The organism is Mycolicibacterium neoaurum (assembly GCF_036946495.1).
GTDB lineage: Bacteria > Actinomycetota > Actinomycetes > Mycobacteriales > Mycobacteriaceae > Mycobacterium > Mycobacterium neoaurum_B.
Genome location: NZ_JAQIIX010000002.1, coordinates 2,388,337 through 2,412,920, shown reverse-complemented (window position 1 = coordinate 2,412,920; position 24,584 = coordinate 2,388,337). Strand labels below are relative to the sequence as shown.

16 protein-coding genes and 1 pseudogene are annotated in these 24,584 nt (G+C 65.6%); 8 read left to right on the top strand and 9 right to left on the bottom strand.

Annotation, left to right across the window (positions count from 1 at the left end; genetic code table 11):
- Nucleotides 1–76 precede the first annotated feature (76 nt).
- Genes PGN27_RS16850 through PGN27_RS16835 form a run of 4 tightly spaced genes read left to right on the top strand, consistent with a single transcriptional unit; the run spans nucleotide 77 to nucleotide 7,819 of the window.
- On the top strand, nucleotides 77–925 hold the full coding sequence (locus PGN27_RS16850; protein WP_335327145.1) for a hypothetical protein: 849 nt from the start codon (nucleotides 77–79) through the stop codon (nucleotides 923–925).
- Complete coding sequence (locus PGN27_RS16845) at nucleotides 926–5,578, top strand: VldE C-terminal domain-containing protein (protein ID WP_335327144.1); 4,653 nt, start codon at nucleotides 926–928, stop codon at nucleotides 5,576–5,578.
- A 16-nt stretch (nucleotides 5,579–5,594) separates the two neighbouring features.
- Complete coding sequence (locus tag PGN27_RS16840) at nucleotides 5,595–7,421, top strand: right-handed parallel beta-helix repeat-containing protein (protein ID WP_335327143.1); 1,827 nt, start codon at nucleotides 5,595–5,597, stop codon at nucleotides 7,419–7,421.
- Between the two features lie 44 nt (nucleotides 7,422–7,465).
- A complete protein-coding gene (locus tag PGN27_RS16835; protein ID WP_335327142.1) occupies nucleotides 7,466–7,819 on the top strand; it encodes an HNH endonuclease in 354 nt (117 codons plus the stop codon).
- Between the two features lie 1,038 nt (nucleotides 7,820–8,857).
- Here the strand turns inward: PGN27_RS16835 and PGN27_RS16830 are convergent.
- The 9 genes and pseudogenes from PGN27_RS16830 to PGN27_RS16790 form a co-directional block, all read right to left on the bottom strand.
- A pseudogene (locus tag PGN27_RS16830) lies at nucleotides 8,858–10,233 on the bottom strand (FAD-binding oxidoreductase).
- The gene (locus PGN27_RS16825) at nucleotides 10,230–10,829 is read right to left on the bottom strand and encodes a TetR/AcrR family transcriptional regulator (RefSeq protein ID WP_335327141.1); all 600 of its coding nucleotides are present in this window, start codon (nucleotides 10,827–10,829) and stop codon (nucleotides 10,230–10,232) included. Before PGN27_RS16825 ends, PGN27_RS16830 begins: the two are co-directional and overlap by 4 nt.
- Before the next feature lie 10 nt (nucleotides 10,830–10,839).
- Nucleotides 10,840–11,949, bottom strand: a complete 1,110-nt coding sequence (locus tag PGN27_RS16820; protein WP_335327140.1) for an FAD-dependent monooxygenase — start codon at nucleotides 11,947–11,949, stop codon at nucleotides 10,840–10,842.
- Between the two features lie 70 nt (nucleotides 11,950–12,019).
- Nucleotides 12,020–12,304, bottom strand: a complete 285-nt coding sequence (locus tag PGN27_RS16815; RefSeq protein ID WP_030136993.1) for a hypothetical protein — start codon at nucleotides 12,302–12,304, stop codon at nucleotides 12,020–12,022.
- A gap of 10 nt (nucleotides 12,305–12,314) precedes the next feature.
- Nucleotides 12,315–13,334 (bottom strand): ABC transporter ATP-binding protein, encoded by a 1,020-nt coding sequence (locus tag PGN27_RS16810; protein ID WP_036459206.1) that lies wholly within the window; start codon nucleotides 13,332–13,334, stop codon nucleotides 12,315–12,317.
- Nucleotides 13,331–14,362, bottom strand: coding sequence for an ABC transporter ATP-binding protein (locus PGN27_RS16805; RefSeq protein ID WP_036459204.1), 1,032 nt, complete (start codon nucleotides 14,360–14,362; stop codon nucleotides 13,331–13,333). Before PGN27_RS16805 ends, PGN27_RS16810 begins: the two co-directional genes overlap by 4 nt.
- On the bottom strand, nucleotides 14,359–15,321 hold the full coding sequence (locus PGN27_RS16800; RefSeq protein WP_019513413.1) for an ABC transporter permease: 963 nt from the start codon (nucleotides 15,319–15,321) through the stop codon (nucleotides 14,359–14,361). Before PGN27_RS16800 ends, PGN27_RS16805 begins: the two co-directional genes overlap by 4 nt.
- 1 nt (nucleotide 15,322) lies before the next feature.
- A complete protein-coding gene (locus PGN27_RS16795) occupies nucleotides 15,323–16,360 on the bottom strand; it encodes an ABC transporter permease (protein ID WP_335327139.1) in 1,038 nt (345 codons plus the stop codon).
- Between the two features lie 2 nt (nucleotides 16,361–16,362).
- Nucleotides 16,363–18,015, bottom strand: a complete 1,653-nt coding sequence (locus PGN27_RS16790) for an ABC transporter substrate-binding protein (RefSeq protein ID WP_335327138.1) — start codon at nucleotides 18,013–18,015, stop codon at nucleotides 16,363–16,365.
- Nucleotides 18,016–18,283: 268 nt separating this feature from the next.
- Between PGN27_RS16790 and PGN27_RS16785 the strand changes: the two genes are divergently transcribed.
- From PGN27_RS16785 to PGN27_RS16770, 4 genes are all read left to right on the top strand, one after another.
- On the top strand, nucleotides 18,284–19,285 hold the full coding sequence (locus tag PGN27_RS16785; protein ID WP_335327137.1) for an acrylyl-CoA reductase family protein: 1,002 nt from the start codon (nucleotides 18,284–18,286) through the stop codon (nucleotides 19,283–19,285).
- Nucleotides 19,286–19,295: 10 nt separating this feature from the next.
- Nucleotides 19,296–20,525, top strand: coding sequence for a PucR family transcriptional regulator (locus tag PGN27_RS16780; RefSeq protein WP_335327136.1), 1,230 nt, complete (start codon nucleotides 19,296–19,298; stop codon nucleotides 20,523–20,525).
- Between the two features lie 132 nt (nucleotides 20,526–20,657).
- On the top strand, nucleotides 20,658–22,661 hold the full coding sequence (locus PGN27_RS16775) for a fatty acid desaturase (RefSeq protein WP_418888608.1): 2,004 nt from the start codon (nucleotides 20,658–20,660) through the stop codon (nucleotides 22,659–22,661).
- A gap of 168 nt (nucleotides 22,662–22,829) precedes the next feature.
- Nucleotides 22,830–24,584: a beta-galactosidase gene (locus PGN27_RS16770; RefSeq protein WP_335327135.1), complete on the top strand. Its 1,755-nt coding sequence runs from the start codon at nucleotides 22,830–22,832 to the stop codon at nucleotides 24,582–24,584.

The following is a 24,584-nucleotide window of genomic DNA, read 5'->3' as shown; positions in this document are numbered from 1 at the left end:
GGTGCTGGGGAGGTTGGTCGACGCCACGGTGCCGACCTACCGGTCGCTGATCGCTACCGCTGACCAGGCGCAGACGATGGCAGCCGACCTCGCCAGCCAAGCGAACGCGCCGCGAACGCTGGTGTGGCCCACCAATCCCAGCGACATCACCGCCGAGTGGCTGGCCGCCGAGGTGGATCAGCGGGTGGGCTCGCGCGATCTGGACAGCAGGCTGGAAGTGCTGACCGAACTGGAGAGCTTCGCTCGCAGTGAGGCACAGTCCCTGATGGTCGGCGCCGGCGAACAGATGATTCGAGCGGTCGCCGACGAGCTCGCCCAGTGGCTGACCACGGTGACGGCCACCGTCAACGCTCTCGGCGCCGAGGTGCACACCGCGAGCGATGCGATCAACGCCGACAAGGTCAAGCCATGGAAGACACTGGCCTCCAGCGTCACGCAGTACCAGAGCATTCGGTCTGCTCAGACCGGCCTCTACGCGATGCTGTCCTGGCCGTTCGACAGCCTGGCGGTCGGAGGCGGCGCCCCCCACTCACCGACTCACAACTCCACCGCGGCTGCCCATGATGAAGCGCGGTTGTACTTTCACCGCAACCTCGACGCGGTCGCGCCGGGATGGAAGAGCCCCGACGCGTCGATGCCGTGGCCGAACGACCCTGTCGAACGGATCATCTGGTGCATACGCCACGACACCGGGATCTGGTGCCCGACTCCGGCGCAAGTCAATTCGCTCATCGCCGGCGAGCAGGTGCCGGGGCCGCGTGGCAAGGGGAACGCCGGGCCAGCCCTGCCCCGAAAATACGACTCCGAAGGTCACAGCCGGCAGCGTGACCAGAGCGCACATGGGCTCGGTCAACCGTCGCCGGAGCCCGACCCTGATCCGGATCTCGCTCCGCTGGTAACCGAAAACCGTTGGGGGAAGACGTAAATGCCCGACTTCTCGGCCGGCACGGCCTCAGTTCGCATAAAACCGGATGCCTCCGACTTCGTCAGATTGCTCAACGCGAAGCTCAAGGCGGTCAAAGATCCCGGTTTCGCGATCAGTGTCACCGCCAACACCGCGCAGGCCGCGGCGGATATCCGTCGATTCCGAGACGTCGAAGGCCGCAACGGAATCCGGGTGGGTGTCGATGCCGACCTGAGCAAGGCGCAGGCTGGTATGGCGGCGTTCCGCGCTCGGCAGCACGCAGATGATCTGACGATCAAGGTCGATGTCGACACGAAAGCTGCGACTGCGCAACTGGCGTCGACGACCCGGCAACTGAACTCGTTGCGGGCGGCCAGCGCGCTGCGCCTGAACCTCGGCGCCGGGTTGATCTCCAGCGTCGGGCCGGCGGTCACCGGGCTGGCGCAGGTCACCGCGGGGATACAGCAGTTGGCCGGCGCAGCCCTGGTTCTGCCGGGTGCGCTCGCCGCCGCCGGCGCGTCGATCGGTACCCTCGCGTTCGGTCTGTCCGGCATCTCTGATGCCTACAAGGCGGTGTCGGATGCCGCGGACTCGTCAGGCAAGGACCAGGCCAGCTCCGCGCGGGCAGCCACGCAGGCATCGAACACGCTGCGCAACGCGGTCAACGACGAAGCCCAGGCACGCCGCGACGTCGCCGACGCGACCCGGGATGCCCGCAACGAACTGCGCGACCTGCACACCGAGATGCGCGGCGGCCTCATCGACGAATCACGAGCGATCCTGCAGGCGCAGCAGGCACGAGAGCGGTTCGCCAAAGGCGACTACACCGACCAGCGCGACGCACAGCTCGACATCCTCGAAGCCGACCAACGGCTACTGGAAGTCCGAACACGCAACGCCGACCGCGCCGCCGAGCTGACCGAAGCCAACGCCAAGGGTGTCGCCGGGTCGGATCAGGTCGTCGCAGCCAACGAGCGGTTGATCCGGTCTCAGCAGCAGGTCGCCGAAGCGCAAGCCGGTGTCGCCGATTCCGCCACCGCGAGCAGCGCCGCCCAGGACAAGGCCGCGCAGGCAATGGCCAAGCTGAGCCCAAACGCCCAGAAGCTGGTTCAGACCCTGGTCGACATGAAGCCCCAGTTCGCCGAGTTCCGCGCTGCCGCATCGGAACCGCTGCTGGAGGGCAAGGCCGACGAGTTCCGAGAGTTCTACGACACTGTCTCCCCGCACCTGCAGGCGGGCATGGCCAACATCGCGCGGGCGCTGAACCAGAACATCACCGCGCTATTCGATTCGGCCGGCTCCCAGAACGGTCTCGGGCTCCTCGACCGGATACTCGGCAACACCGCCGAAGCCCAGTCGCGATTCACCGCAGCAGTCGATCCCATCATGCGCGCGATGGGCACACTCACCGCCGCCGGAACCGACGCCCTGCCCCGGCTGGCAGACGCCACTGCCGATGTATTCGAACGACTCGCCACTGCCCTGGACAAGGCCGATCGTGATGGACGCCTGGACAAGTGGATCAACGACGGCCTGACCGGCATGACCCACCTCGGTAACGCCACCCTCAACATCGGCAAGGCGATCAACGCGGTCAGTACCGCCGCCGGCGGCGGATCGTTCCTCGAATGGCTCGAAACCGTCACCGATAAGATGCAGACCTTCCTCAACTCCGACGAAGGCCAAGAGCGGATGAAGAAATTCTTCGCCGACGGCCGCGACCTGTTCGAGAAGTGGCGCCCGATCCTGCAGGACATCCCGGGGCTGATGTCCAGCGTGCATTCCGCGGCGGTCACCTACATCGGGGGCGTGGCCACGGTCCTCTCACCGATCACCGAGCTCCTGCGCGAGCACCCGGATCTGGTGAAGACCGCCGCACTGGCCTACCTCGGATGGAAGTCGATATCCGGGGTCACCGCCCTGCTGGGCAATCTGCAGCTGATGTCCAACCGGCTCAGCGTCGACCTGCCCAACGCAGCGGACAAGGGCGCCAAGGGAATCAACCGCTCACTGGCCGGCATCGCGATCCCCGCCGCCCTCGGCGCCGTGCTTGCCACCGGCAACAACGTCTCGGCCACCAAGTCCGCGGGCGCCAACCTGACCGGCGCAGCCACCAACGTGGGCGGCGCAGCCCTGTCCGGGGCGATGGTCGCCGGCGCGCCCGGCGCGATCGTCGGCGCCATCTCCGGGCTCGGTATCAGCATCTACCAACGCGTGCTCAGCGATATCGAAGAGGGCCGCCGCGAGTGGGAGGCCAAGTGGGAAGCCGACCGCGCCGCCGGCCCCAACCGGCCCGGCTCACCCGATATCGCCAACCAGGTCACCGGACGCAACGGGGTACTCCAGCCCTCGCTGTACAACCCGGACGGCACCATCAAACCGTCCGCCAACGACGAGCTGCGCCGCAAGATCGCCGCCGGCCAGATGCCCGGCTACAGCATCAACCCGCAGGGCCAGATCGTCGGGCCCAACGGCCAGGTCGTCACCATCCCCGGATTCCGCAACGGCGGGCCCACCCCGACTGGTCGCGGCAACGGCCCCACAGGCGGCCACCTGGCCGAGCTGCACGGCGACGAGTGGGTGCTGCCGAAGGAGGCGCGCCGCGCGGTCGGAGACGACGTGCTCGCCGCACTCACCGCAGGCCGCGGGTTCTATCCCGGCGGTGAGATGGTCGACGAGTTCGGCAATCCGGTCACCCCTGGTGCTGCGCCGGGCCCGGGCGGGATGGTGTCGGGGCCGGCGACGGCGGCGATCGCGCCGAATCCGACCGCGCCGGGCACTGGCGGGGTCGGGAACATTCTGTCGCAGGTGGTCTCGGGGATGCAGGGGCCGATCGGTAACGCGCTCGCGCTCGGTCAGCAGCTGGGCAGCATCGCGGCGCCGGCGCCGGCCGGTGGTGGTGGTGGTGTGGATCCGAACACCACGGTCCATGGCGCCGGCGCAGGAGCCGCGCCCGGTGGTGGTCTGGGGTCTGGTCTCGGCGCTCTCGCCGGTGGTGGTGACTTCGCCAGCCGCATGGCCGGAATCCCGGGCTTCGCTGGGCTGTTCGGGTCGCTGGCTTCTCCGGATCCGCAGGGCGCGTTGATGAACTGGGGCAGCCAGACGGCGAACTGGGTGGCTGACTGGGGGATGAACACTCTGTCGTCGGTGGGGTCGACGTTGTGGCAGGGTGCGCTCGGGTTCTTCGGGTTGGAGAACAGCATCCTGTCGCCGAGCAACCCGTACAACCAGGCGATCGCGCAGACGGGCCAGTTCTACATGGACCAGCAGGGTCCGCTGGGCAAGTTGCTCGGCATGGGATCCGGCGGGTCGGGCGGCGGCACGCTGAACGCCGCGGCGCTGGGCGGCCAGTACGGGCTCGATGACGCGACGCTGGCCACGCTGTTCGGCGGCGGTGGCGGTGCGCTCGACGAGGCCAAGCTGCAGGCACTGCTGAACGGTGGGCCGCGCGGTGGCGGTTCGGATGCCGGGTTGCAGATCAACACGCTCAAGGCCAAGCGCGCGATCGCCGCGGCGTTCCCGCAGATCACCGAATTCGGCGGGGTTCGCAAGGACGCGTTGAAGTGGCATCCGAATGGTCTGGCGATCGACGTGATGATCCCCGGCCAGGGCGGAAACAACGACCCCACCACGCCAGAAGGGCTGGCGCTGGGCAACCAGATCTACGACTTCATCATGGCGAACAAGGAAGCGTTGGGCGTCGACTACGTGATGTGGCAGGAGAAGGACCACTACAACCACCTGCACGTGAACACCACCGGCGGTGGCTATCCGGATGCGCCGGGGATGGAGAAGGGCGGCCCGACACCTGACTACATGGGTCCGGTCGACTCGAAGGGCGGTCACCTCGCGGTCGTGCACCCGAAAGAGTTCATGATCAGTGCGCGGGGTCGCGCCGCGGTGTCGGATTCGTTCCTGCACAAGCTCAATCAGGGTGTCGTCGATCCGTCCGAGCTGGGGTTGCGGGGGTATGCGGCTGGTGGCGCGATCCGGCCGCTCGCCGCGGCGGCTATCCGGCCAACACCACCACGGCCGCCGGTGACCCCGGCCCGGACCTTGAACCCGCGCCCGGCCCAGCCGAGCGCGCCAGCGCAGGCACGACCCGCCGCGCCGGCACCGTCCACAGGCGCCCCCGCCGCCCCGCCAGCGGCTCCTCCGACCGCTGCCGCACAGCAACAGCAGCGGCCCGTCGCCGCCTCTGGGATGCCGTCGTCATCGATCATCGCCAAGAACCAGGGCGCCGGCGGCATCAACCACAACGTCGACTGGATGAACACCCTGATCCAGTCCAGCGCATCCAACCTCGGCCAGCTCGCCTCGACCGCGATGAGCATCGCGTCGATGGGCGGCGCCGGCATCCCCGGCATGGGCGCGATCGGCGCCGCGGGCCCGTTCGTGGCCGGCGGCATCCAGCAGGGAGGCAAGATCGTTGAAGGCATCGTCAATGTCGTCTCCTCTGCACTGGTCGGCAGCGTCCCCGGATCGTTCGGCGGCGAGACCGGCGCCAGCCCCTACGGCCGGGTCATCGCCCCAGACCCGCAGGCAGCGGTCACCGGTGGCAGCCAGACGACGAACAACTTCAACGGCATCTCCGATATCAACCGGCTGATGGACCGCATCGAGCTCAACGACAAGATGACCACCCAAGCGACCCTGGCGAAGCACTACGCATGAGAAAGCAGAAGAGACCGTGACTCCTATTCGCCGGTACCGGATCATGCCGTACCAACGCACCGCCGCCGCTCTCGCGCTGGAGAATGCTATTCCGTTGCAGGGGGAGCGGATTCGCGAGACTGACACCGGCCGCGAGAAGGTCGGTGATGGGCTGCACCATTACAACGATCTCGACTACGAGATCACGCGCGCCGAGGTGTCAGAGTCGGGCGCAACAGCCCTCGGTGGGTCCACTATCGGCGGCCAGGTATTCACCGCCAAGAACGCCGAAGACGCGCGGGACTATCTTGCCGCAATTGGTCGCGGTGAACTCCTACGAAACGTCAGGGACTACGGCGCCAAAGGCGACGGAGTTACCAACGACACCGTCGCAATCAACGCAGCACTCGCCGCACTCATACCTGGAGAAACCCTCTACTTCCCCGTCGGCCGATACATGACCAACGGCGGGCACGTCGTCGACACCCCGTCCGTGACGATCTTCGGATGCTCCGGCCGCGCACAGCCGTACAACTCGCCAGCTCAGCTCTACCTGCGCAACGGTTCGAATGCCGACATGTTGACCCTTGCCAACACTCAGATCACCGTGCGTGATCTGACCCTGTCAGGCAATAAGGCCGGCCAGTCTGGCCCCTCCCGTGGTCTCGTCACCAGCTCGGCCGCGCCGGTGAACTACTTTCTCCTGGACAACGTCTGGGTCGAGTCCTTCAACGGCGACGGATACGCTTTCGAATGCTCCGGCCCGACAGTATCCTCCACCATCGTCCACTGCGAATCCCGCGCCAACACCGGTTACGGAATGCGGTTTTACGGCAGTGCGACCGATTCGATGCTGGCCAACTCCTACATCGACCAGAACGGCCTGTCGGGCATCATGTGCTCTGCCGGTGACGTTTCCATCATGGGCTGTCACATCTGGGGCAATGGGACAGCCGGATCTGGAGACCGCGACGGAATCACATTTCAGTCCGCCGCCGGTTGCCGAGTCGTCAACTGCTACATCGAAACCCAGCATAACGGCGCAGGAATACGCTGCAAGTCCGGAACCAACCGAGGGCACCTTTTCCTCGGAAACGACATCTGGGACAACGGCAACCAAGGCATCTACATGTTCTCCGCCGCCAACTGCACAGTGTCCGACAACATCATCCGGACGAACAACTACAACGGCGGAGCAGGCCTCAACGGCGCCGGTATCGCCGTAGACACGTGCACGTCGGTTGTCATCAAGGGCAACAACTTTTTCAACGCCAGCCTCAACCGACAGTCCTACTGCTACTACGAGAACGGCACAGCCAACGTCGACATCCTGTTCTCCGACAACTCCTGCCGCCGCGCCGACCAGAACGGCCAAGGAACGCTACACCTGGGCCCCGGAACTAAAGTCGAACTCGGATTCTTCAACCGCTACAAAACCTCTGACCAGTCCGTCACTTCGTCAGTCACCCTGGTCGATGACACGGACCTGCAGTTCCCGGTCGCCGTCGGCGAGGTGTGGGAGATCGCCGGAATGCTATTTGTTGACGGCGCGCAGTCCGGCGACATCACGGTCAGATTGGCCACCCCGGCGAGCCCCACAGGCTACTGGCGCGCGCTGGGCCCCGCGGCGTCGAACGCATCCACGTCAGCGTCAAGCTTCGTCCCGATCGCCGCGCAGTTCAACCAGTCCCTCACGGTCGGCGCACTCGGTGCGGGAACCATCGGCGCGGTGACGATCGAGGGAATGGTCACCATCACCACGGCAGGGACTCTCAATCTGCGGTGGGCACAGGGAGCATCGGACGCCACGCCAACCACGGTAAAAACCGGCTCCTATCTACGGGCACGTCGTGTGATGGTTTAGGTGTCATGGCGCAATGCGCTGGCTCCGAAGATGAGGAGATTCTGATGCCCCGAGCACCACGCCGCTGTCCCGGCGCCAACGGCACCTGCGACGAGCTCATCACCACCGGCAAGTACTGCCCAACGCACACCGTGCACTGGAGAGGCGAACGCACCGCATCAAGCCGCATCACCGTCACGACCGACTGGAAGAAACTCGCACCCAAGATCCTCGACCGAGACGGCCACCAATGCCAAATCCAATACACCGACATCTGCACCGGCCACGCCACCACCGTCGACAAGATCATCCCCGCTGTCCAGCGACCAGACCTCGCACTCGACCCGAAGAACCTCCGCGCCGCCTGCCGAGCCTGCAACGAACACAAGGGCCGCACCACCGACCGTCGGCGTACATGAACCAAGGATGTCCACTCAACAGACACCCCATAGGGGAGGGGTGGGAGTTCCCCCGGCGGTGTCTGCCCCGTACCGCAACGCTCTGATGATTTGGATCTGTACGGGTTACACACTTTCCGGCCTGCACAGCAAATGTCGGCGCTGAGCTGGTGTTTTGTATCGGTTCCGAAGCTCCAGCAAACTAGATGTCCTAGATGTCGGCGATGCGGTGTGCTTACTCCGATGGTCCAGACGATGGCTGTCTAAGAAGCCGCCGACGCGAGGTGGGGGTCATCGAGGATGCGCGCGGCAGCTCGGGGAGCCGTTGGTGCGGCGGCCGCAACAGCTCGATGGCCTTCTCGATATCGGCCGCTGTCGCGCGCCACCGGCGCCCCGCCTTGTACCCAGGGAGGGTTGGTTCTCTCTCTCCGCGGAGGCGTTTGATCAGCCACTGCACTTCATGTGGACTGTGTCCGCCGAGCAAGGCGTCGGCATATTCATCAAGGCTGAACGTTCTGATCGGCATACTTTGACGCTACTTGTCGCGTCATACAGATTGCAGCCGCTCCGTATTTTCCCCGTAGAAACGTTCACAAATCAAGGCATACTACCGCGGACCTGAGTGCATCATGAACTCACGGATCAGACTGATACACAACATGTCTGGACACTTTGAGAGACTTCTACAAACGCAACACCTCCAAGCTGAATACGCGGGTTCGATTCCCGTCATCGGCTCCACAGACGCTCAACGGAAGCGCGAGCAACCACTTCTGGCGGTCGAGTCTCGTAAGCATCTTGGCAAGAAGCCCCGTTCATCGATCACCGAAACCGATCTGCTCACATCGCGCCCGCCAAGGCTCCGCGGCGTCGACAACGGCGTCGACGGTCCTGGAGACCACGCATTGCCGCACTCCTTAGGCTTGCGATTCCATGCTTAAGGCGTTGCGCGGCGCTACCCGGTTCGACGTCGAGGCTTATGCATGCAATTTCAAGCATTGCGCGTTCCGGGCTACTCCATGTTCAAGGTCTGCCAATTCCCGGACGCCGGGAAGCCGATCACCGCGGCAGCACGTGCGGGTTCAATATCCCAGCCGGATCGAAGGCCGCTCGGATCCGCTTCATGGTGTCGATATCGGTCGCGCTGCGCCCCAGCGCCATCCACGCCGCCTTCGCGTGCCCGATACCGTGTTCGGCGCTGATACTGCCCTGGTAGTCGGCCACCAGCCGCAGCACGAGATCGGTGATGGCGTACTGCTTTTCGATCGGCACGTCGAGCACGTTGACGTGGACATTGCCATCGGCGATATGCCCGAAGCAGATCGCGCGAACGTCGGGATGCTCGGCCCCCAACCGGGAACACAGCGTGTCGTAAAAGTCCGCGAGTACTCGCAGCGGCACCGACACATCCAATTTGACTGCCGGCGTGCGTGATTCCGCCGAGATCGACTCGGTGTGCCGCTCGCGGTACTGCCACAACGTGCGCGCGGGACCCGTCTCCAAGGTGGCGTCCAGGACCGCGTCGGTGTCCTCGGCGAACAGCGTCGACAACGCGTTCTCCGCCTCACCCGCCCCCGGCACCTCCAACAGCAGATAGATCGGCGCATCGTCATCGAACGGCGAACGGAGTCCGGTGTGGCTGCACACCAGGTCGACTCCCGCCGCGGTCATGAACTCCGCGGCCTCCAGCCGAAGGCCGTGGCGCTGCACCCGGTCCAACAACACCAGCGCCGCGTCCACCGACCGCACGGCCACCAGCGCCACCACCGTCTGCGGTGCGGGCACCACCAGCCGCATCAGCACCCGGGTGATGACGGCGAGGGTTCCCTCCGATCCGGCCAGCAGACCGGGCAGGTCATAGCCGACGTTGTCCTTGGTCAGCTCCTTCCATCGGGTCACGACGGACCCGTCGGAGCGGACCGCCTCGACACCGAGCAACTGGGCACGTGTGCCGCCGTTCTTGATGACGCGCACCCCACCGGCGTGCTTACGATGCCGCCGAGGGTGGCCGAATCGCGGGAGGCGAGGTCCACACCGAGATCGAGTCCGTGCTCTCGGGCCGCTTGTTGGGCCCGCGCGACGGTCACCCCGGCGCCCGCCGCCAGCGTGCGACCGACGGGATCGACATGCTCGATCTCGCTGAGACGTCGCGTGCTCAACACGAGTTCGCCGTGCATCGGTACCGACCCACCGACCAGACCGGTGTTACCGCCCTGGGGTACCACCGGTACGCCGCGCTCCTCACAGATGGCAAGGACGGCAGCCACTTCCGCGGTGTCGGCCGGCCGCACCACGACATCGGTGTGACCCTGGAATCTCCCCGTCCAATCGGTCCGATAACCGGCGATCGTCTCGGGATCGGTGAGGACGTGCGCGCGCCCGACGATGTCGATGAGTTCGCCGACGATCTCGGCGGCTGTACCCCTCTCGCTCATAGCGTTTTAGCTGTGGCACGCACGCCGGCAAGAACGATCGCCGTCACCCGGCGGGCGTCGTCCCTGGTGAAGGTGCGGACGCCACGGCTGGCGAACAATTGCACCGGGCCCGCAAGCATCGCGGCGAGCAGCGCGAGGTCGGCCGCGGGTAGTTCACCGCGATCCACCGACGCCTGCAACCGGTCCTTCACCATCTCCACACGACGGTCGAACACCTCGTCCACGACGGCCCGCAGCTCGGGGTTGTCCCGCGCTGCGGTCACGATGTTCAGCACGGCCCGCCCGCGCGGACTTTCGGTTGCTACGGCGAGGTCGTCGAGGAAATCGGTGATATCCGCGGCGAGATCACCCGAATCATGCAGGGGCGCCACATCTTCGCCGAAGCTGACAAGCGCATCGGCGATCAGCGTCGCTCGATCCGGCCAATTGCGGTACACGGTCGTCTTGTTGACCCCGGCGCGCTCGGCGATCTGTTCGTAACTCAAGCCCCCGATGCCGTCTCGCGCGATGAGTTCGAAGACAACCTCGATGATCTGCCGGCGAACCCTGGCCGAGCGCCCGCCCGGACGCCGGCCAGGTCCGGCATTGTCTTCCACCTTCGCCACCCTAGAGCGGTTGGGCCGCGCGCAGCCGGGCGTTGCGCGCCTCGATGGCCTGCCACGTGGCGGGGAGCACGATATCGGCTCCGACGGAGGCGAATTCCTGGGCCGCGGCCACTTCCGGACGCATCCGCTGCTCGTAGCTGCTGAACACCTCGCCGAGATCAGCGCTGCGGCGCAGCTCTTCGGTCAGCGTCCATGCCCCGCGCAGGGCCAGCGAGGTGCCCCGCCCGGCCATCGGCGTCGCGCAATGCGCGGCATCACCGATGAGGACGACCCGGCCGCGATGCCAGGACGGCATCTTTATCTGGGCGAGCGCGTCGAAGTAGAGCTCGGGATCGCGTTTCGCCGCGTCGATCAGCTCCCGCACCTTCCAGTCGTCGACACCGGCGAAGGCGTCGGCCAGAATGCGCTTCTGCGCGTCGAGGTCGTGATAGTCGTAGTAGAGCGGCTCGGATCGAAATTCGAACAGCGCCAGTGCTTTGTCTCGGTAGCGGGCCACGCCGGCCATCAGGCCGGGCAGGTTCAACACCTCGGAGGTCCGGTTGCCCGGCGTCGATTGCTCGGGCGCCTCGGCAATCGCGACGTACATGCCGAGGTGCTCGGTGAACTCCTCCTCCGGTCCGAATACCAGTCGGCGCACCGCCGAGTGCACGCCGTCGGCGCCGACCACCAGGTCGTAGACGTCGTCGCGACCGGAAGCGAAGCCGACCGACACGTGGTCGCCGTCGTCGTACAGGCGCGTGACGGATTCCCGGAATCGCAGGTCCACCGTCGCAGGCAGGGCCGCGCGCAGGATGTTCATCAGATCCTCGCGAGGGATCTCGACGTCCTCGGGTGACTCGTCGATCTCGTCGCGCACCAGGGTGGCGACGGCCGCACCGGACCAATCGACGAACGCCGTCTGCTCGGTCATCGTGATGCGGTGTGCATGTATGGCGTCGAGAATGCCCATGCTGCGAGCCGTGTCGAGAGCAGTACCCCGAACGTCGATCGGCGAGCCGTTGACCCGCAGATGATCGGCTCGCTCGATCACCTCCACATCGTGTCCAGCCCGCGCCAGATCTATCCCCGCACTCAGACCGGCTACACCAGCCCCGCTCACCAAGATGCGCATCGTCAACCCCTTTGACCAGCAGACAATCCACTATAGCAACGAGTTGTTGCTTTAGTGGACACGCAGATCGTCAGGGTGCGCCCAGTCCTCCCCCGTACAACGGTGTGCTGACGCTGGTCCCGCCCTCGTCCACCATCGGCCCGCCGCGGTACTCCTGCAGGTACTCCGCATGCCAGCGCGGCCAATCCAGATAACAGTCCCCGGCAACCGCCCGATAGCGCCGGTACTGCCCCCGCGCGGTCCGCAACGAGCGGCGCGCCTCCCGCGCCGCCCGCATCGCCGCATGCTTGGCCGTGCGCTCCTGGGCCGCGCTCAGTGGCACCGGAGGGTCGCTGAAGATCCGCCGATCGAACATGTCGTTCAGTCTATTGAGCCGGCGCGGACCCGACGGCAGCCTCGATATTGCGCGGATGGTGACAGGCCGCCGCGTGCGCCGGCTCCCGCTCGAGCAACGCCGGTTCCTCGTCGGCACAGATATCGGTCGCCCACCTGCACCGGGTGCGGAAGCGGCATCCCGACGGCGGATCGATCGGGCTGGGCACATCACCGTCGAGGATCAGGCGCTCGCGCGCGGCGTTGCGGCGAGGGTCGGGGATCGGGACCGCAGACAGCAGCGCCCCCGAGTACGGATGGAACGGATGGTCGTAAAGCTCGCTGGCCGGACCTGTTTCGACGATCTTGCCCAGGTACATCACCGCCACCCGGTCCGATACGTGCCGCACGACGCCGAGATCATGCGCCACGAACAGATACGACAAACCGAACTCGTCCTGCAGATCCTCGAAAAGGTTGATGATCTGGGCCTGCACCGACACATCGAGCGCGGAGACCGGCTCATCGGCGATGATCAGCTTGGGCCGCAGGGCCAGCGCGCGGGCGATCCCGATGCGTTGCCGCTGACCGCCGGAGAACTCATGCGGGAACCGGTTGTAATGCTCGGGCGCCAAACCCACGCGGTCCAGCAGGTCCTGCACCTGGCGCTTCACCTCGCCGCCGCTGGCCAGCCCGTGCAACTCGATCGGATCCCCGATGATCTGACCGATCCGCTTACGCGGGTTGAGCGAGGCATACGGGTCCTGGAACACCATCTGGATATCCCGGCGGATCGGCCGCAGATCCCGGCGGGACCGGCCGACCAGTTCCTGACCTCGGAAGCGCACCGATCCCGAGGTGGGCGCCGTCAGCTGCAGGATCAGCCGGCACAGCGTCGACTTCCCACAACCGGACTCGCCGACCAGGCCTAAGGTCTCGCCTTCGCGCAGGGTCAAGCTCACCCCGTCGACGGCCCGCACCCGCGCCACCTCACGCTCGATGATCGCGCCGGCCTTGATCGGGAAATGCTTGACCAGATCGGTGACCTCCAGCAGCGGCTCGCCCCGACTCACAGTGCCACCGGCTTACCTAATCCGATGCGCCCGTCGACAAGCCGCAGGGCGGTCTTCTGTTCCGGTTCCAGCCAACACCGGTCCCGGTGCCCGGCCGCGCTGTCATCGAGAGTCAGTGCGGGCAGCTGTGCACAGGCATCAAAGACGTGCGGGCAGCGCGGTGCGAACCGGCACCCCGACGGTGGTGACAACAATGACGGCGGGGCGCCGCCGATATGCGGCAACCGCGAATGCTGCGGCGCATCAAGCGGTGTGAGTGAACCGAAAAGCCCCCAGGTGTAGGGATGTCGCGGATCGTAGAAGATGTCGTCGACCCCGGCATCCTCGACCACCTGCCCGGCGTACATCACCAGCACCCGGTCCGCGACCTCGGCCACCACGCCGAGATCATGGGTGATCAGCACCACCGCCAGCCCACGTTCGGCGTTCAGCTGAGCCAGCAGTCGCAGTATCTGGGCCTGGATCGTGACGTCGAGCGCCGTCGTCGGTTCGTCGGCGATCAACACCTCCGGCTCCAGCGACAGCGCCATGGCGATCATGACGCGCTGCCGCATGCCCCCGGAGAACTCGTGCGGGTAATCCTTCACCCGGCGTTCGGGATTGGGGATGCCGACGGTGCGCAGCAGTTCGATCGCCCGGTCGCGTGCTTCGGCACGGGAGACCGTTCGGTGCGCCCGGATCATCTCGATGATCTGGTCCCCCACCCGGTACACCGGATTCAGCGATGTCATCGGGTCCTGGAACACCATGGCGATGTGTTCGCCTCGCACGCCCTGTAATTCACGGTCGTCCAGTTGGGTCAGGTCGCGCCCGCCGAACCGGACCGCTCCACCGATGGTGGCGTTCGGCGCACGGGTCAGTCCGATCACGGTCTGCGCCGTGACACTCTTACCGGAGCCGGACTCCCCGACGATGGCCAGCACCTCACCGGCTTCCAGGGCGAAGGACACCCCGTCGACCGCGCCCACCACACCGTCCTGGGTGGCGAAGCTGACCCGCAGGTCCTCGACTTCGAGTATCGGACTCATACCGGTGCCGCCTCTCCGAGCCGGATCCGTGGATCGAGGAATGCGTAGGCCACGTCGACCAGGGTGTTGAACAGCACGATGAAGAACGCGCCGAACATCGTCACCCCGATCAGCGGCGGCAGGTCCAGCGTGCCGATCGCTTGTCCGGCATACAGACCGACACCGTTGAGGTTGAACACCGTCTCGGTCAGGATGGCCCCGCCCCCGACGACGACACCGAAGTCCAGCCCGAACAGCGTGACGATGGGGATCATCGAGTTGCGCAGCACATGCTTGATGCGGATCTGCCGTTCGCTGATGCCCTTCGCACGCGCCGTGCGCACATGGTCTTCGTTCATCACGTCGAGCATGTTGGACCGCAGCACCCGACTGTAGAAACCGACGTACAGCACGGCCAGCGTCAGCCACGGCAAGATCAGGTGATACGCCCAATCCAGTGGGTCCTTGGTCAGTGGGACGTAACTACTGGTCGGGAACAGCTCGGCCTTGAAGCTCAAGTAGTACAACAGGATTGCGGCCAGCCAGAACACCGGCATCGATATCCCGACCAGCGACAGCACGGTCAGCGCGCGGTCGGTGAACTTGCCGGCGTGCACGGCGCTGAGATAGCCGAACCAGATCGCCAGCGCCATCCACAGCACCGCCGCGCCGATGCACAGCGACAGCGTCGCGGGCAGTCCCTTCCATATCTGCTCGACCACATTCTGCGAACTGGCATAGGAGGTCAGCTGACCGGTGAAGATCTGCTTCATCATCGTCAGGTACTGCACATAGAGCGGCTGATCGAGTCCCAGATCCGCACTGACCCTGGCGATCAGTTCCGGATCGGCGTTCTTCCCCGCGATACGCGCCGCCGGATCCGAATTCGGAATCACGTTGAAGATCAGGAACACCAACACCGATATCGCGAACAGCACCCCGACCATGCCGACGAGCCGCCGCACCACGAAACGCAGCATCTCAGTGCTCCAACCGAATCTTGGCGCGCGGATCGAGGGCATCGCGTAGCCCGTCGCCGAACACGTTGAGCGACAACACCGTCAACACGATCATCAGACCGGGCACGATGGTCAGATGCGGGGCGGTGTAGATCGTCTGGTACCCGTCGGCGATCATCGTGCCCCACGAGGCGTTGGGCGCTCGCACACCCGCGCCCAGGAACGACAACGCCGACTCCAACAACATGTTGTTGGCGATGTTGAGCGTGAAGAACACGATGATGGTCGACACGACATTGGGCAGCAGCTCACTGACCATGATGCGCACCGGGCCCTTACCCTGCGCGACCGCCGCCTCCACGAACTCCTTCTCCCGCAGCGCCAGGATCTCACCGCGGATCGGACGGGCCATATAGGGCACGTACACCAGCCCGATGATCATGATCGGGATCCACAGCGAGTCCCCGGCAATCTGGAAAGCGCCGATCTTCAAGCCGCCCAGGGCCAGCGCGGTGCCCAGGGCGATGCCCAGCAGCAGCACCGGAAACGCCCACACCACATCCATCACCCGCGACAGCGTCGCGTCGATCCATCCGCGGTAGTAACCGCACAGCAACCCGACCAGCACGGCCAGCACGGTGGTGATGGCCGCCGCCGCGACACCGATGAAGATCGACGTTCGCCCGCCGTACATCAGGCGCACCATCACATCGCGGCCGTTCTGGTCGGCGCCCAGCAGGTACCTGCCGTGCAGGCCAGGGCCGACCGGCGTGCCGTCCGGGGACACCACATCGACATCGCGGCCGCCGATCTGCACCGTATCGGTGATGTGATTCTCGTTCGGCCCGGTGTGGGCGACATGATCGGCCCACAGCGGGGCCGCCACACAGAACAGCACGATCAGTACGAACAACGCTCCGAAGGCGAGACTGATCCTGTTGCGCCGCAAGCGGAGCCAGGCCAGATACCACGGACTACGCCCACGGATCTGCTCGGCGGGAACACCGGGGGGAAGAACGGGTTCCCCCGGTGCCTCCACCGAGTCGGACGGGGTGGTCATACCTACTTCAGCGCCAGAGCCGACCAGTCCTGATTGAACAGGAGATGGTGGTAGGCCTTGTCGAAGTCGATGCGGTCGGAGACGAACGTGGTGAACTGCTCGTTACCGTAAGGTGCCCAGGCCGCCTGCTCCATATAGGCCTTGTCCAGCGCCGCATACTGCGCCTCGGTGTCCCCCTCGGTGAGCTGCTTGGTCAGCAGTTCGTCCATCTTCGCGTCCAGCTCGGGATAGGACGCCCGGGAGAAGTTGTTGCCATTGGTCGGCAGGATCGCCGCACTGTTGAGCAACGGCCGGAAGAAGTCGTCCGGGTGCGGGAAATCCTGGAACCAGTTACCGAAACCGGTGTCCAGATCGGGAGTGGACTGGTTACCGATCGTGGTGAAGTAGACATCGCCGGCGATCACCTTCAGCGTCGCGTTGAAGCCGAGCTGGTTGAGCACGTCGTGGTAGTACTCGCCGATCCGTTTGCGGTCGGGCTCGTCATTTGTCCACACCGTGATATCGCGATCGGTGGGATTCGCCTCGGCCAGAAGCGCTCTGGCCTTGTCCATATCGGGCCCGGGATACAGCTTGTACTCCTCATAACCCGGCATACCCGGCGGCAGGATCTGCTGCGTCGGGTGCAGGCGCCCACCGAAGACGCGGTTGAGCGCCTCGGGGTCGATGGCGTAGTTGACCGCCTGGCGCACGCGCACATCGTTGAACGGCGCGGTCTGGTTGTTCATCCAGAAGTAGTAGGTGTTGATCGACTCTTCCAGCCGGAACCGTTCGCCGAAGCGGGTTTTCACCTCCTGCAGGCGGTCGGCATCGGGTGGGTCGACCATGAAGTCGATGGTGTTCTGCTCGACGCCGGTGACCTGCGCGGTGTTGCTCTTGTTCTGGGTCACGACGATCTTGTCGACCTGGGCATCGGCGACCTCGCTGGCCCCTGCGTCGCGCACGGTCGAGAAATTCGGATTGCGCTCCATGGTCAGCGTCTGGGGCGCCTCGACCTTGGTGATCATGAACGGGCCACTGGACGGCGGCGGGCTGTTCGTGGCGTCATCCGCCAGCGGGGTGCTCGGTGGCACCGGTGCGGCGAACGGCAGGCCGAGCACGTTCTCGAAGGTGCCGTTGGCGGCGTCGAGGGTGATGGTGATGTCGCCGGTCGCGTCGTCGGTGACGATGCCGCTGATGGTGTCGGCCGTGCCCTCGGCGTACTGCGGAGCGCCGACGATCCCGCTGTAGAACACAGAACCACCGCTGTCGGCCTTGAACAACCGCTGGATGGCATAGGTGAAATCCGATGCCTTGATATCGGTGCCGTCGGAGTACTTCATCCCCGACCGCAGCTTCAGCTTGTAGGTCTTGCCATCATCGGAGACGTCGGGCATCTCGGCGGCAAGACCAGGGACGATCTTGGTGCCGTCCTCGCCTTTCGCGTGCTTGTAGGTCAGCAGCGGGGTGTAGGTGTTGTAGAGCACCTCCCAACCCTCCAAGGTGTAGGACAGTTGCGGGTCGATGTAGTCCGGGAACGACGTCATCGAGATGTTGATCTCGCCCCCGCCCGATCCGTCGGACCCCTCGCTTCCGCACGCGGCGACGCCGAATACGGCCACCGCCGACGTGCAGGACAACACCGTCATCTTGCGCAGCGCATTGCGCAGCTTGCTCATCTGGCTCCCTAGGTTCAGCGGCACGGGTGAATCCGTCCACGTTTACGCTTCTCGAGCGACCCGGGTAGCCATCTTGGACCCAAATCTGAGAACCCGCACGGCGAACGGCGTAAATATTCTCGCCGTGAACACATTTGACAGGAAACATTCCTGAAACGTGGGCCCGTGACCAGCACGTCGCGATGTGCGTGTACGACGGAGAAGAACGGCAATCCACCCCGCAGCGATCACGACACCGGCGCCAACGCCAGTGCAGAAGGAGCAGCACATGACCGACCAGGCGCAGGCCCTCGTCGCCGATTCGACCGGACCCGAGACCGTGCTGCAGGTCCAACCGATCCCGATAGCGGACCTGGGCGAGGGCGATGTGCTGATCGAGGTGTCGTGGTCGAGCGTCAACTTCAAGGATGCGCTGGCGGCCAGCAAGGACGGCAAGGTCGCCCGCATCGACCCGCTCATCCCAGGGATCGATCTGGCGGGCACCGTCGTCGACCCGGGAAACTCAGGACTGGACGCCGGCACCGAGGTGCTCGTGCACGGCTACGACCTCGGCGTCGCCCATCACGGTGGATTCAGCGAGTACGCCCGGGTCCCCGCCGACTGGGTGGTGCCACTGCCCGACGGCCTGAGCATGCGGGAGGCCATGATCGTGGGCACCGCAGGATTCACCGCCGCACTCAGCGTGATCGCCCTGGAAGAACGCGGTTTGACCACCACCGATGACGGACCGGTGCTGGTCACCGGCGCCACTGGCGGCGTGGGCAGTATCGCGGTGTCCATCCTTGCCGCGCGCGGCTTCTCGGTCACCGCCGTGACCGGCAAACCCGATGCCGGCGACTGGCTGCGCACACTGGGTGCGGCCGAGGTCGTGGACCGCGCGGCTCTCGGCGATCCGGCACGGCCCTTGCAGAAGGAGCGATGGACCGCCGCCGTCGACTGCGTCGGCGGCGAGACGCTGGCCGCCGTGCTGGCCTCGTTGCGCTACGGCGCCGCCGTCGCCGCGTCGGGCAATACCGGCGGAATGGCGTTGCCCACCACCGTTTTCCCCTTCATCTTGCGCGGAATCGCGCTCCTGGGAGTCGATTCGGTGCAATGCCCGATAGCTCGCCGGCGTGACGTGTGGGCCAGACTCGGACGTGACCTGCGTCCACCGCTGCTCGATGAGCTGGTGGCCGGCGAGGTCGGTCTCGACGAGGTACCGGCGGCATTGGAGCGAATCCGTGGCGGCGGTAACCGAGGACGGACCTTGGTGCGCGTGCGCAACCACTAAGGTCCGGTACGTGGACCCGCGACCTGCCGCCGACGGTTCGCCGACGGTCCAGGCCGTGGCCGCTGCGCTACTCGGCGACGTCTCCGCGCTGGCCGATGACATGCTCGAACATCTCGCGCACCACATTCCCGAGATCGCCGCCGATCCGGAGCTGCGCGGGCTGACTCTCGGGTCGTGCTCGTCGAACCTCGAGGCGGTGCTCTCGATGGTCCGGCACGGCATCGATGCGACCGCGGCCGAAGCGCCGGTGACCGCGCTGGAGCACGCTCGCGCGATGGCATCACGGGGGCACAGTCTGGACGTGATGCTGCGCTTCTACCGCCTGGGGCATCAATACTTCACGGGTAGGTTCGCCGAAGCGCTCACCACCCATGTGCCGGATCCCGCCGAATCGTTGCGGCTGTTCCTCGAGGTCGAGAGGTTTGGTTTCCAGTACATCGATCGCATCTCGACCTCGGTGTCCTCGGAGTACGTCGCCGAACTCGACCGGCGTCAAAGCCGGGACCGGGCCGAACGCAGCGACGTGGTGCGCGCCCTGCTGGCCGATGAACGGGTCGACCTGCGGAACGCCGAAGCTGTACTGGGGCATCGACTCACCGGCGGCCAGCTCGGATTCGTCTGCTGGACCGCGGACAATAGCGTCGATCTGCCCGCGGCGGTGCGGCGCTTCGCCAAGGCGCTGGGTGCCGACCACCCGTTGGTCATCCCGGCCGGGCCCCGCTGCTTGTGGGGTTGGGTCGCCGCATCGCGCGACACGTCGACCGACCTGCGGGTACCGCCGTCATCGGTCGACCCCGACGTCCACATCGCCGTGGGCGCGGTCCATCCGGGTCCACCCGGCTTTCGGACCTCTCATCGGCAGGCACTGCGCGCACGTCGGGTCGCCGAGCTCGCCGAGCGGACGGCACGGGTCACCTACTTCGGCGATATCGCCCTGGTGGATTTGATGACCCAGGACCTCGACGGTGCGCGCGACTTCGTGCACGGCGAACTCGGCGATCTGGCCCGTGACGATGCCAAGAGCCAGGCCGAGCGCAGCGCGCTGCTGGCCTTCCTGACCGGCCAGGGCAGCCTCAAGACCGCCGCGGACATGCTCGGCGTCCATCGCAACACGGTGCTGCAACGGGTGCGCCGTGCGGAGGAGCGGATCGGTGGGCCGGTGGCCGCGCGGCGTGCCCAGGTGTACGCCGCGCTGCACATCTGTGACGTGCTCGGCGCATCGGCACTCCGGCCGACATAACCGATTGACCACACTTCGCTGGTCCACCGATGTGCGGCTAGCACATGCGCAGGTGCGGCGGGGTCATTGTCCCGCAGGCTCCGGCAGACCTACTTTCGAGACACTCACTCGTCGCGGAAGAGGACGTACGCCGTGTCCATCACCATCCAGCAGCCCGGCCCGCACCCGGGTGCCCCCGCCACCACGCCGGAACCGGTGCCCGACACCGGGGAGCAGATCCCGACGCTGTCCTGGCCGACGGTCGCCATCTTCGTGGCCGCGATCAGCGTATTCGGCATCTCGACCTGGGCGGCGTTGACATCGCGGCTGCCCGCCGTCGTGACCATCACCCTGAGCGCCGCGGCCATCTTCGTCCTGTTCACGGTGTTGCACGACGCCTCGCACTATTCGATCAGTCGCCACCGCTGGGTCAATGTGGCGTTCGGCCGCGTGGCGATGCTGTTCGTCTCGCCACTGATCTCGTTCAAGTCTTTTGCCTTCATCCACATCGAACATCACCTGAACACCAACGACGGTGACAACGATCCCGACCATTTCGTCAGCGCGGCCCCACGCTGGCAACTCCCGCTGCGCTTCCCGTTGATGGACGTGCCGTATCTGCGATTTCTGTTGCGCAACATGGATACTCGCCCGCGTTCGGAGATCTTGGAAACAGCCGCCCTGATGACGTTCTCGCTCGCCGCGGTAGCCGTTGCCGGGTTCTCTGGGCACCTGTGGCTACTGGCACTGGTCTATCTCATCCCCGAGCGGGTCGCGATGTTCGTACTGGCCTGGTGGTTCGACTGGCTGCCCCACCACGATCTGACCGACACCCACCGGCAGAATCGCTATCGGGCCACGCGCAACCGGGTCGGTGCCGAGTGGATTCTGACTCCCCTGCTGCTGTCTCAGAACTACCACCTGGTCCACCATCTGCACCCGTCGATCCCGTTCCACCGTTACGTCGCCGCGTGGCGACGCAATGAGGCTGCCTATCTGGAGCACAACCCAGCGTTGCTCACGGCCTTCGGGCAGCAACTCGATGCCGAGCAGTACCGGACCTGGAAAGAGTTGAACGGCAGCCTTTCTCGCCTTCTTCCCGTGCATGCCCCACGCAAGACCGGCGAGACCTACACCCTGGTTGTGCGCAGCATCGAACCGCTGACGCCCGACAGCGTCCGGATCCGCTTCGACATTCCCGACGACCTACGCGAGCAATTCCGTTTCCGCGCAGGCCAACACCTCACCATTCATCACCGACTTGACGGGCAGGACATTCGGCGCACGTACTCGATATGCACCTCCCCAGGTTCCGGTGAACTCGCCATCGCGATACGCCGGATTCCCGACGGCCTGTTCTCGACGTTCGCCACCGAACACCTGCGCGCCGGCGAGACACTCGAGCTGGCGCCTCCCACAGGGGATTTCTGTCCGCCGGCGGACCTGGATACCCGCGGCAACTATGTGGCCATCGCGGCGGGCAGCGGGATCACCCCCGTGCTGTCTGCCGTGACGAGCATCTTGGAGATCGAACGCGAGAGCCGTTGCACGCTCATCTATGGAAACCGTACCGCGGAATCGACGATGTTCCTCGTCGAGCTCGAGGATCTGCAGTCCCGCTTCGGCGATCGGCTTCGCGTGCAACACGTGCGATCCGCCGAACCGACGTCCGGGGTGCTGCCCGGTCGCATCGACTATCCGTTGGTGTGTGACGTGATCGGCAGTGATGTTCACGCAGTAGACCGCTGGTTCCTGTGCGGACCACAGGAACTGGTGATACACCTGCGCGACAACCTGATCGACGGTGAAGTGCCGGATGATCGGATCCATCTCGAACTGTTCCACGCTCTCGCCGCGCCGAGCGCACCGTCGGACCCGATCGCCGCGGAACTGACCATCGGACTGAACGGTTCCACCCGTACGGTGTCGCTCACTGCCGGTGAGACGCTCTTGGAGGCCGCTCTGCGCAACCGGATCCCCGCACCCTATGCCTGCATGGGCGGTGCGTGCGGGACGTGCACGGCAGTGCTCACCTCCGGCACGGTCACCATGGACCAGAATTTCGCGCTGAGCAATGAGCAGGTGCGGGCAGGACGAATCCTCGCCTGCCAGTCCCGGCCCACCAGTGCCACCGTGGCGGTCGACTTCGACGTGTGACCGGAGCCCCGGCACCCGAGCGGCCTTCGCGGACGCAAACTTTGCATCCGCACACCTCCCGATATGTTTGCCAGGAACGGGATCTGACCCACCGAAAACCAGGCCGGGCCGTCACCGTTGAGCTACTGTGATTTTCCTGTGCGACACGACGGCGTAAGGGAAAATGCCATGGGACGATCCACCCGTAACCCACTGAAACGCCTGGCCATCGTGGCGGCAAGCACCGGTGTGACCCTGTCCCTGGTCAGCGGGATCGGTGGTCCGGCGACCGTGTTCACGGCGCGGGCTGCGAGCTACGCCGTGCAGCCCATCGCTGCCATCGCCGAGTTGCCCAGTTCCATCGGGATCGCCGAAGGCTACGACTTCTACGCCATGGACGAGGCGCAGATCGATCGGACGCTGGACGCCATGGAGAGCCTGGGCGTCAAGAGCATCCGTCTCGGTGTCTTCTGGGCTGCCATCGAACCCGAAGAGGGCGTCTACGACTGGGACAAACTCGACATGTTGGTCGCCAAGGCCACCGAACGCAATATGGGCATTCTCGGCACCGTCCTGTACACACCGGAGTGGGCCTCTGCCGAGCCGGAATCGCCCGGATTGGTCGGCCACCCCGATCCGGAGAAGTTCGGCGACTTCGTCGGCGTTCTCGCCGATAAGTACGCGGGACGCATCTCGACCTACGAGATCTGGAACGAGCCGACCGCGAGGATCTTCTTCGATCCGGTCGATCCCGCGGCATACACCGCGATCCTCAAGGCGGCCTACCAATCCATCAAGACCGCCGACCCGTCGGCGACCGTGGTGGCCGGTTCGGTGGTCGCCGGACCCACCTATCAGGACGGCTCTGCCATGAGTCCCGTCGAATTCCTGCAAGGTATGTACGACGCCGGCGCGCACGGATACTTCGACGCCATCTCCTATCACCCTTACCTGTACTCATTGCCGTTCTCCAACGGCGCCACCCAGATCGACCAGTTCGATTACCCCATCGAACAGCTCGGTGCGATGCGGGCGCTGATGGTCCAGAACGGCGACGGCAACCTGAAGGTGTGGATCACCGAGTACGGCCAGCCGACGAACGTGAGCTACCAGAACTCTCAACTGACCGAACAGCAGCAGGCCGCGTTCATCGAGGATCTGCTGCGCACCTGGCAGAACGTGCAGGGCGCCGGTCCGGTGTTCATCTATCAGACTCGCGACACCCAGCCCGACAGCACCGTCCCGGAGGACAACCTCGGGCTGTGGACCTACACGTGGGACCGCAAACTCGCCGCCGATGTACTCAAGAACCTCATCGCCGAGTTCAACCCGCCGACCGGCCCGGTGGTCAACCCCCTGCAGGCCTTCATCGAGCAGATCGTGCGTGCGGTCAGTCAGGCACTGGCCTTCATCCCCAACCTGATCACCCAGGTCGTCCAGGCGGTCGTCGGCTTCGTGGGATCGATCCTCGGCGTCAATCGCGCCGGGGCTGCCGTCACCACCGACCCACCGCCGGACCTCGACACCGCGGCCCCGAACAGCGAGTCGGCACGCATGCTGTGCCGGCAGGTCGACAACGGAGACGATGCCGACGTGGACGGCGATGACGACGCTGGCGGCGACTCGATCACGACGCATTCCGCACCGGACACGATCATGCAGAACACCGAACCCACCCCACCCACACAGCCTTCCGAGCCCGTGGTCGACGTCGACCTCACCCCGGGCGAGGGTGATGACGGCCAGGCGATCGACCCGACCGACGAGGTGGACATCCGCCGGGAGCTCACGGCTCCCGATCCGGAGAAGCCGTCCATCACCGAAGAGCCCGCACAGGTCAACACCGGAGTCGTCACCGTCAATTCGAGTGACCAGAAGGAAGATACGGTCGACCGGACACCGGTTGAGGACGCCGGCGATTCCGGTACCGACACCGCCGACTGA

Coding starts and splice junctions, on each gene's coding strand:
- PGN27_RS16835 (WP_335327142.1), top strand. CDS start 7,466: ATGCCCCGAGCACCACGCCGCTGTCCCGGCGCCAACGGCACCTGCGAC.
- PGN27_RS16820 (WP_335327140.1), bottom strand. CDS start 11,949: ATGCGCATCTTGGTGAGCGGGGCTGGTGTAGCCGGTCTGAGTGCGGGG.
- PGN27_RS16850 (WP_335327145.1), top strand. CDS start 77: ATGGCAGCCGACCTCGCCAGCCAAGCGAACGCGCCGCGAACGCTGGTG.
- PGN27_RS16790 (WP_335327138.1), bottom strand. CDS start 18,015: ATGAGCAAGCTGCGCAATGCGCTGCGCAAGATGACGGTGTTGTCCTGC.
- PGN27_RS16785 (WP_335327137.1), top strand. CDS start 18,284: ATGACCGACCAGGCGCAGGCCCTCGTCGCCGATTCGACCGGACCCGAG.
- PGN27_RS16815 (WP_030136993.1), bottom strand. CDS start 12,304: ATGTTCGATCGGCGGATCTTCAGCGACCCTCCGGTGCCACTGAGCGCG.
- PGN27_RS16845 (WP_335327144.1), top strand. CDS start 926: ATGCCCGACTTCTCGGCCGGCACGGCCTCAGTTCGCATAAAACCGGAT.
- PGN27_RS16795 (WP_335327139.1), bottom strand. CDS start 16,360: ATGACCACCCCGTCCGACTCGGTGGAGGCACCGGGGGAACCCGTTCTT.
- PGN27_RS16770 (WP_335327135.1), top strand. CDS start 22,830: ATGGGACGATCCACCCGTAACCCACTGAAACGCCTGGCCATCGTGGCG.
- PGN27_RS16800 (WP_019513413.1), bottom strand. CDS start 15,321: ATGCTGCGTTTCGTGGTGCGGCGGCTCGTCGGCATGGTCGGGGTGCTG.
- PGN27_RS16805 (WP_036459204.1), bottom strand. CDS start 14,362: ATGAGTCCGATACTCGAAGTCGAGGACCTGCGGGTCAGCTTCGCCACC.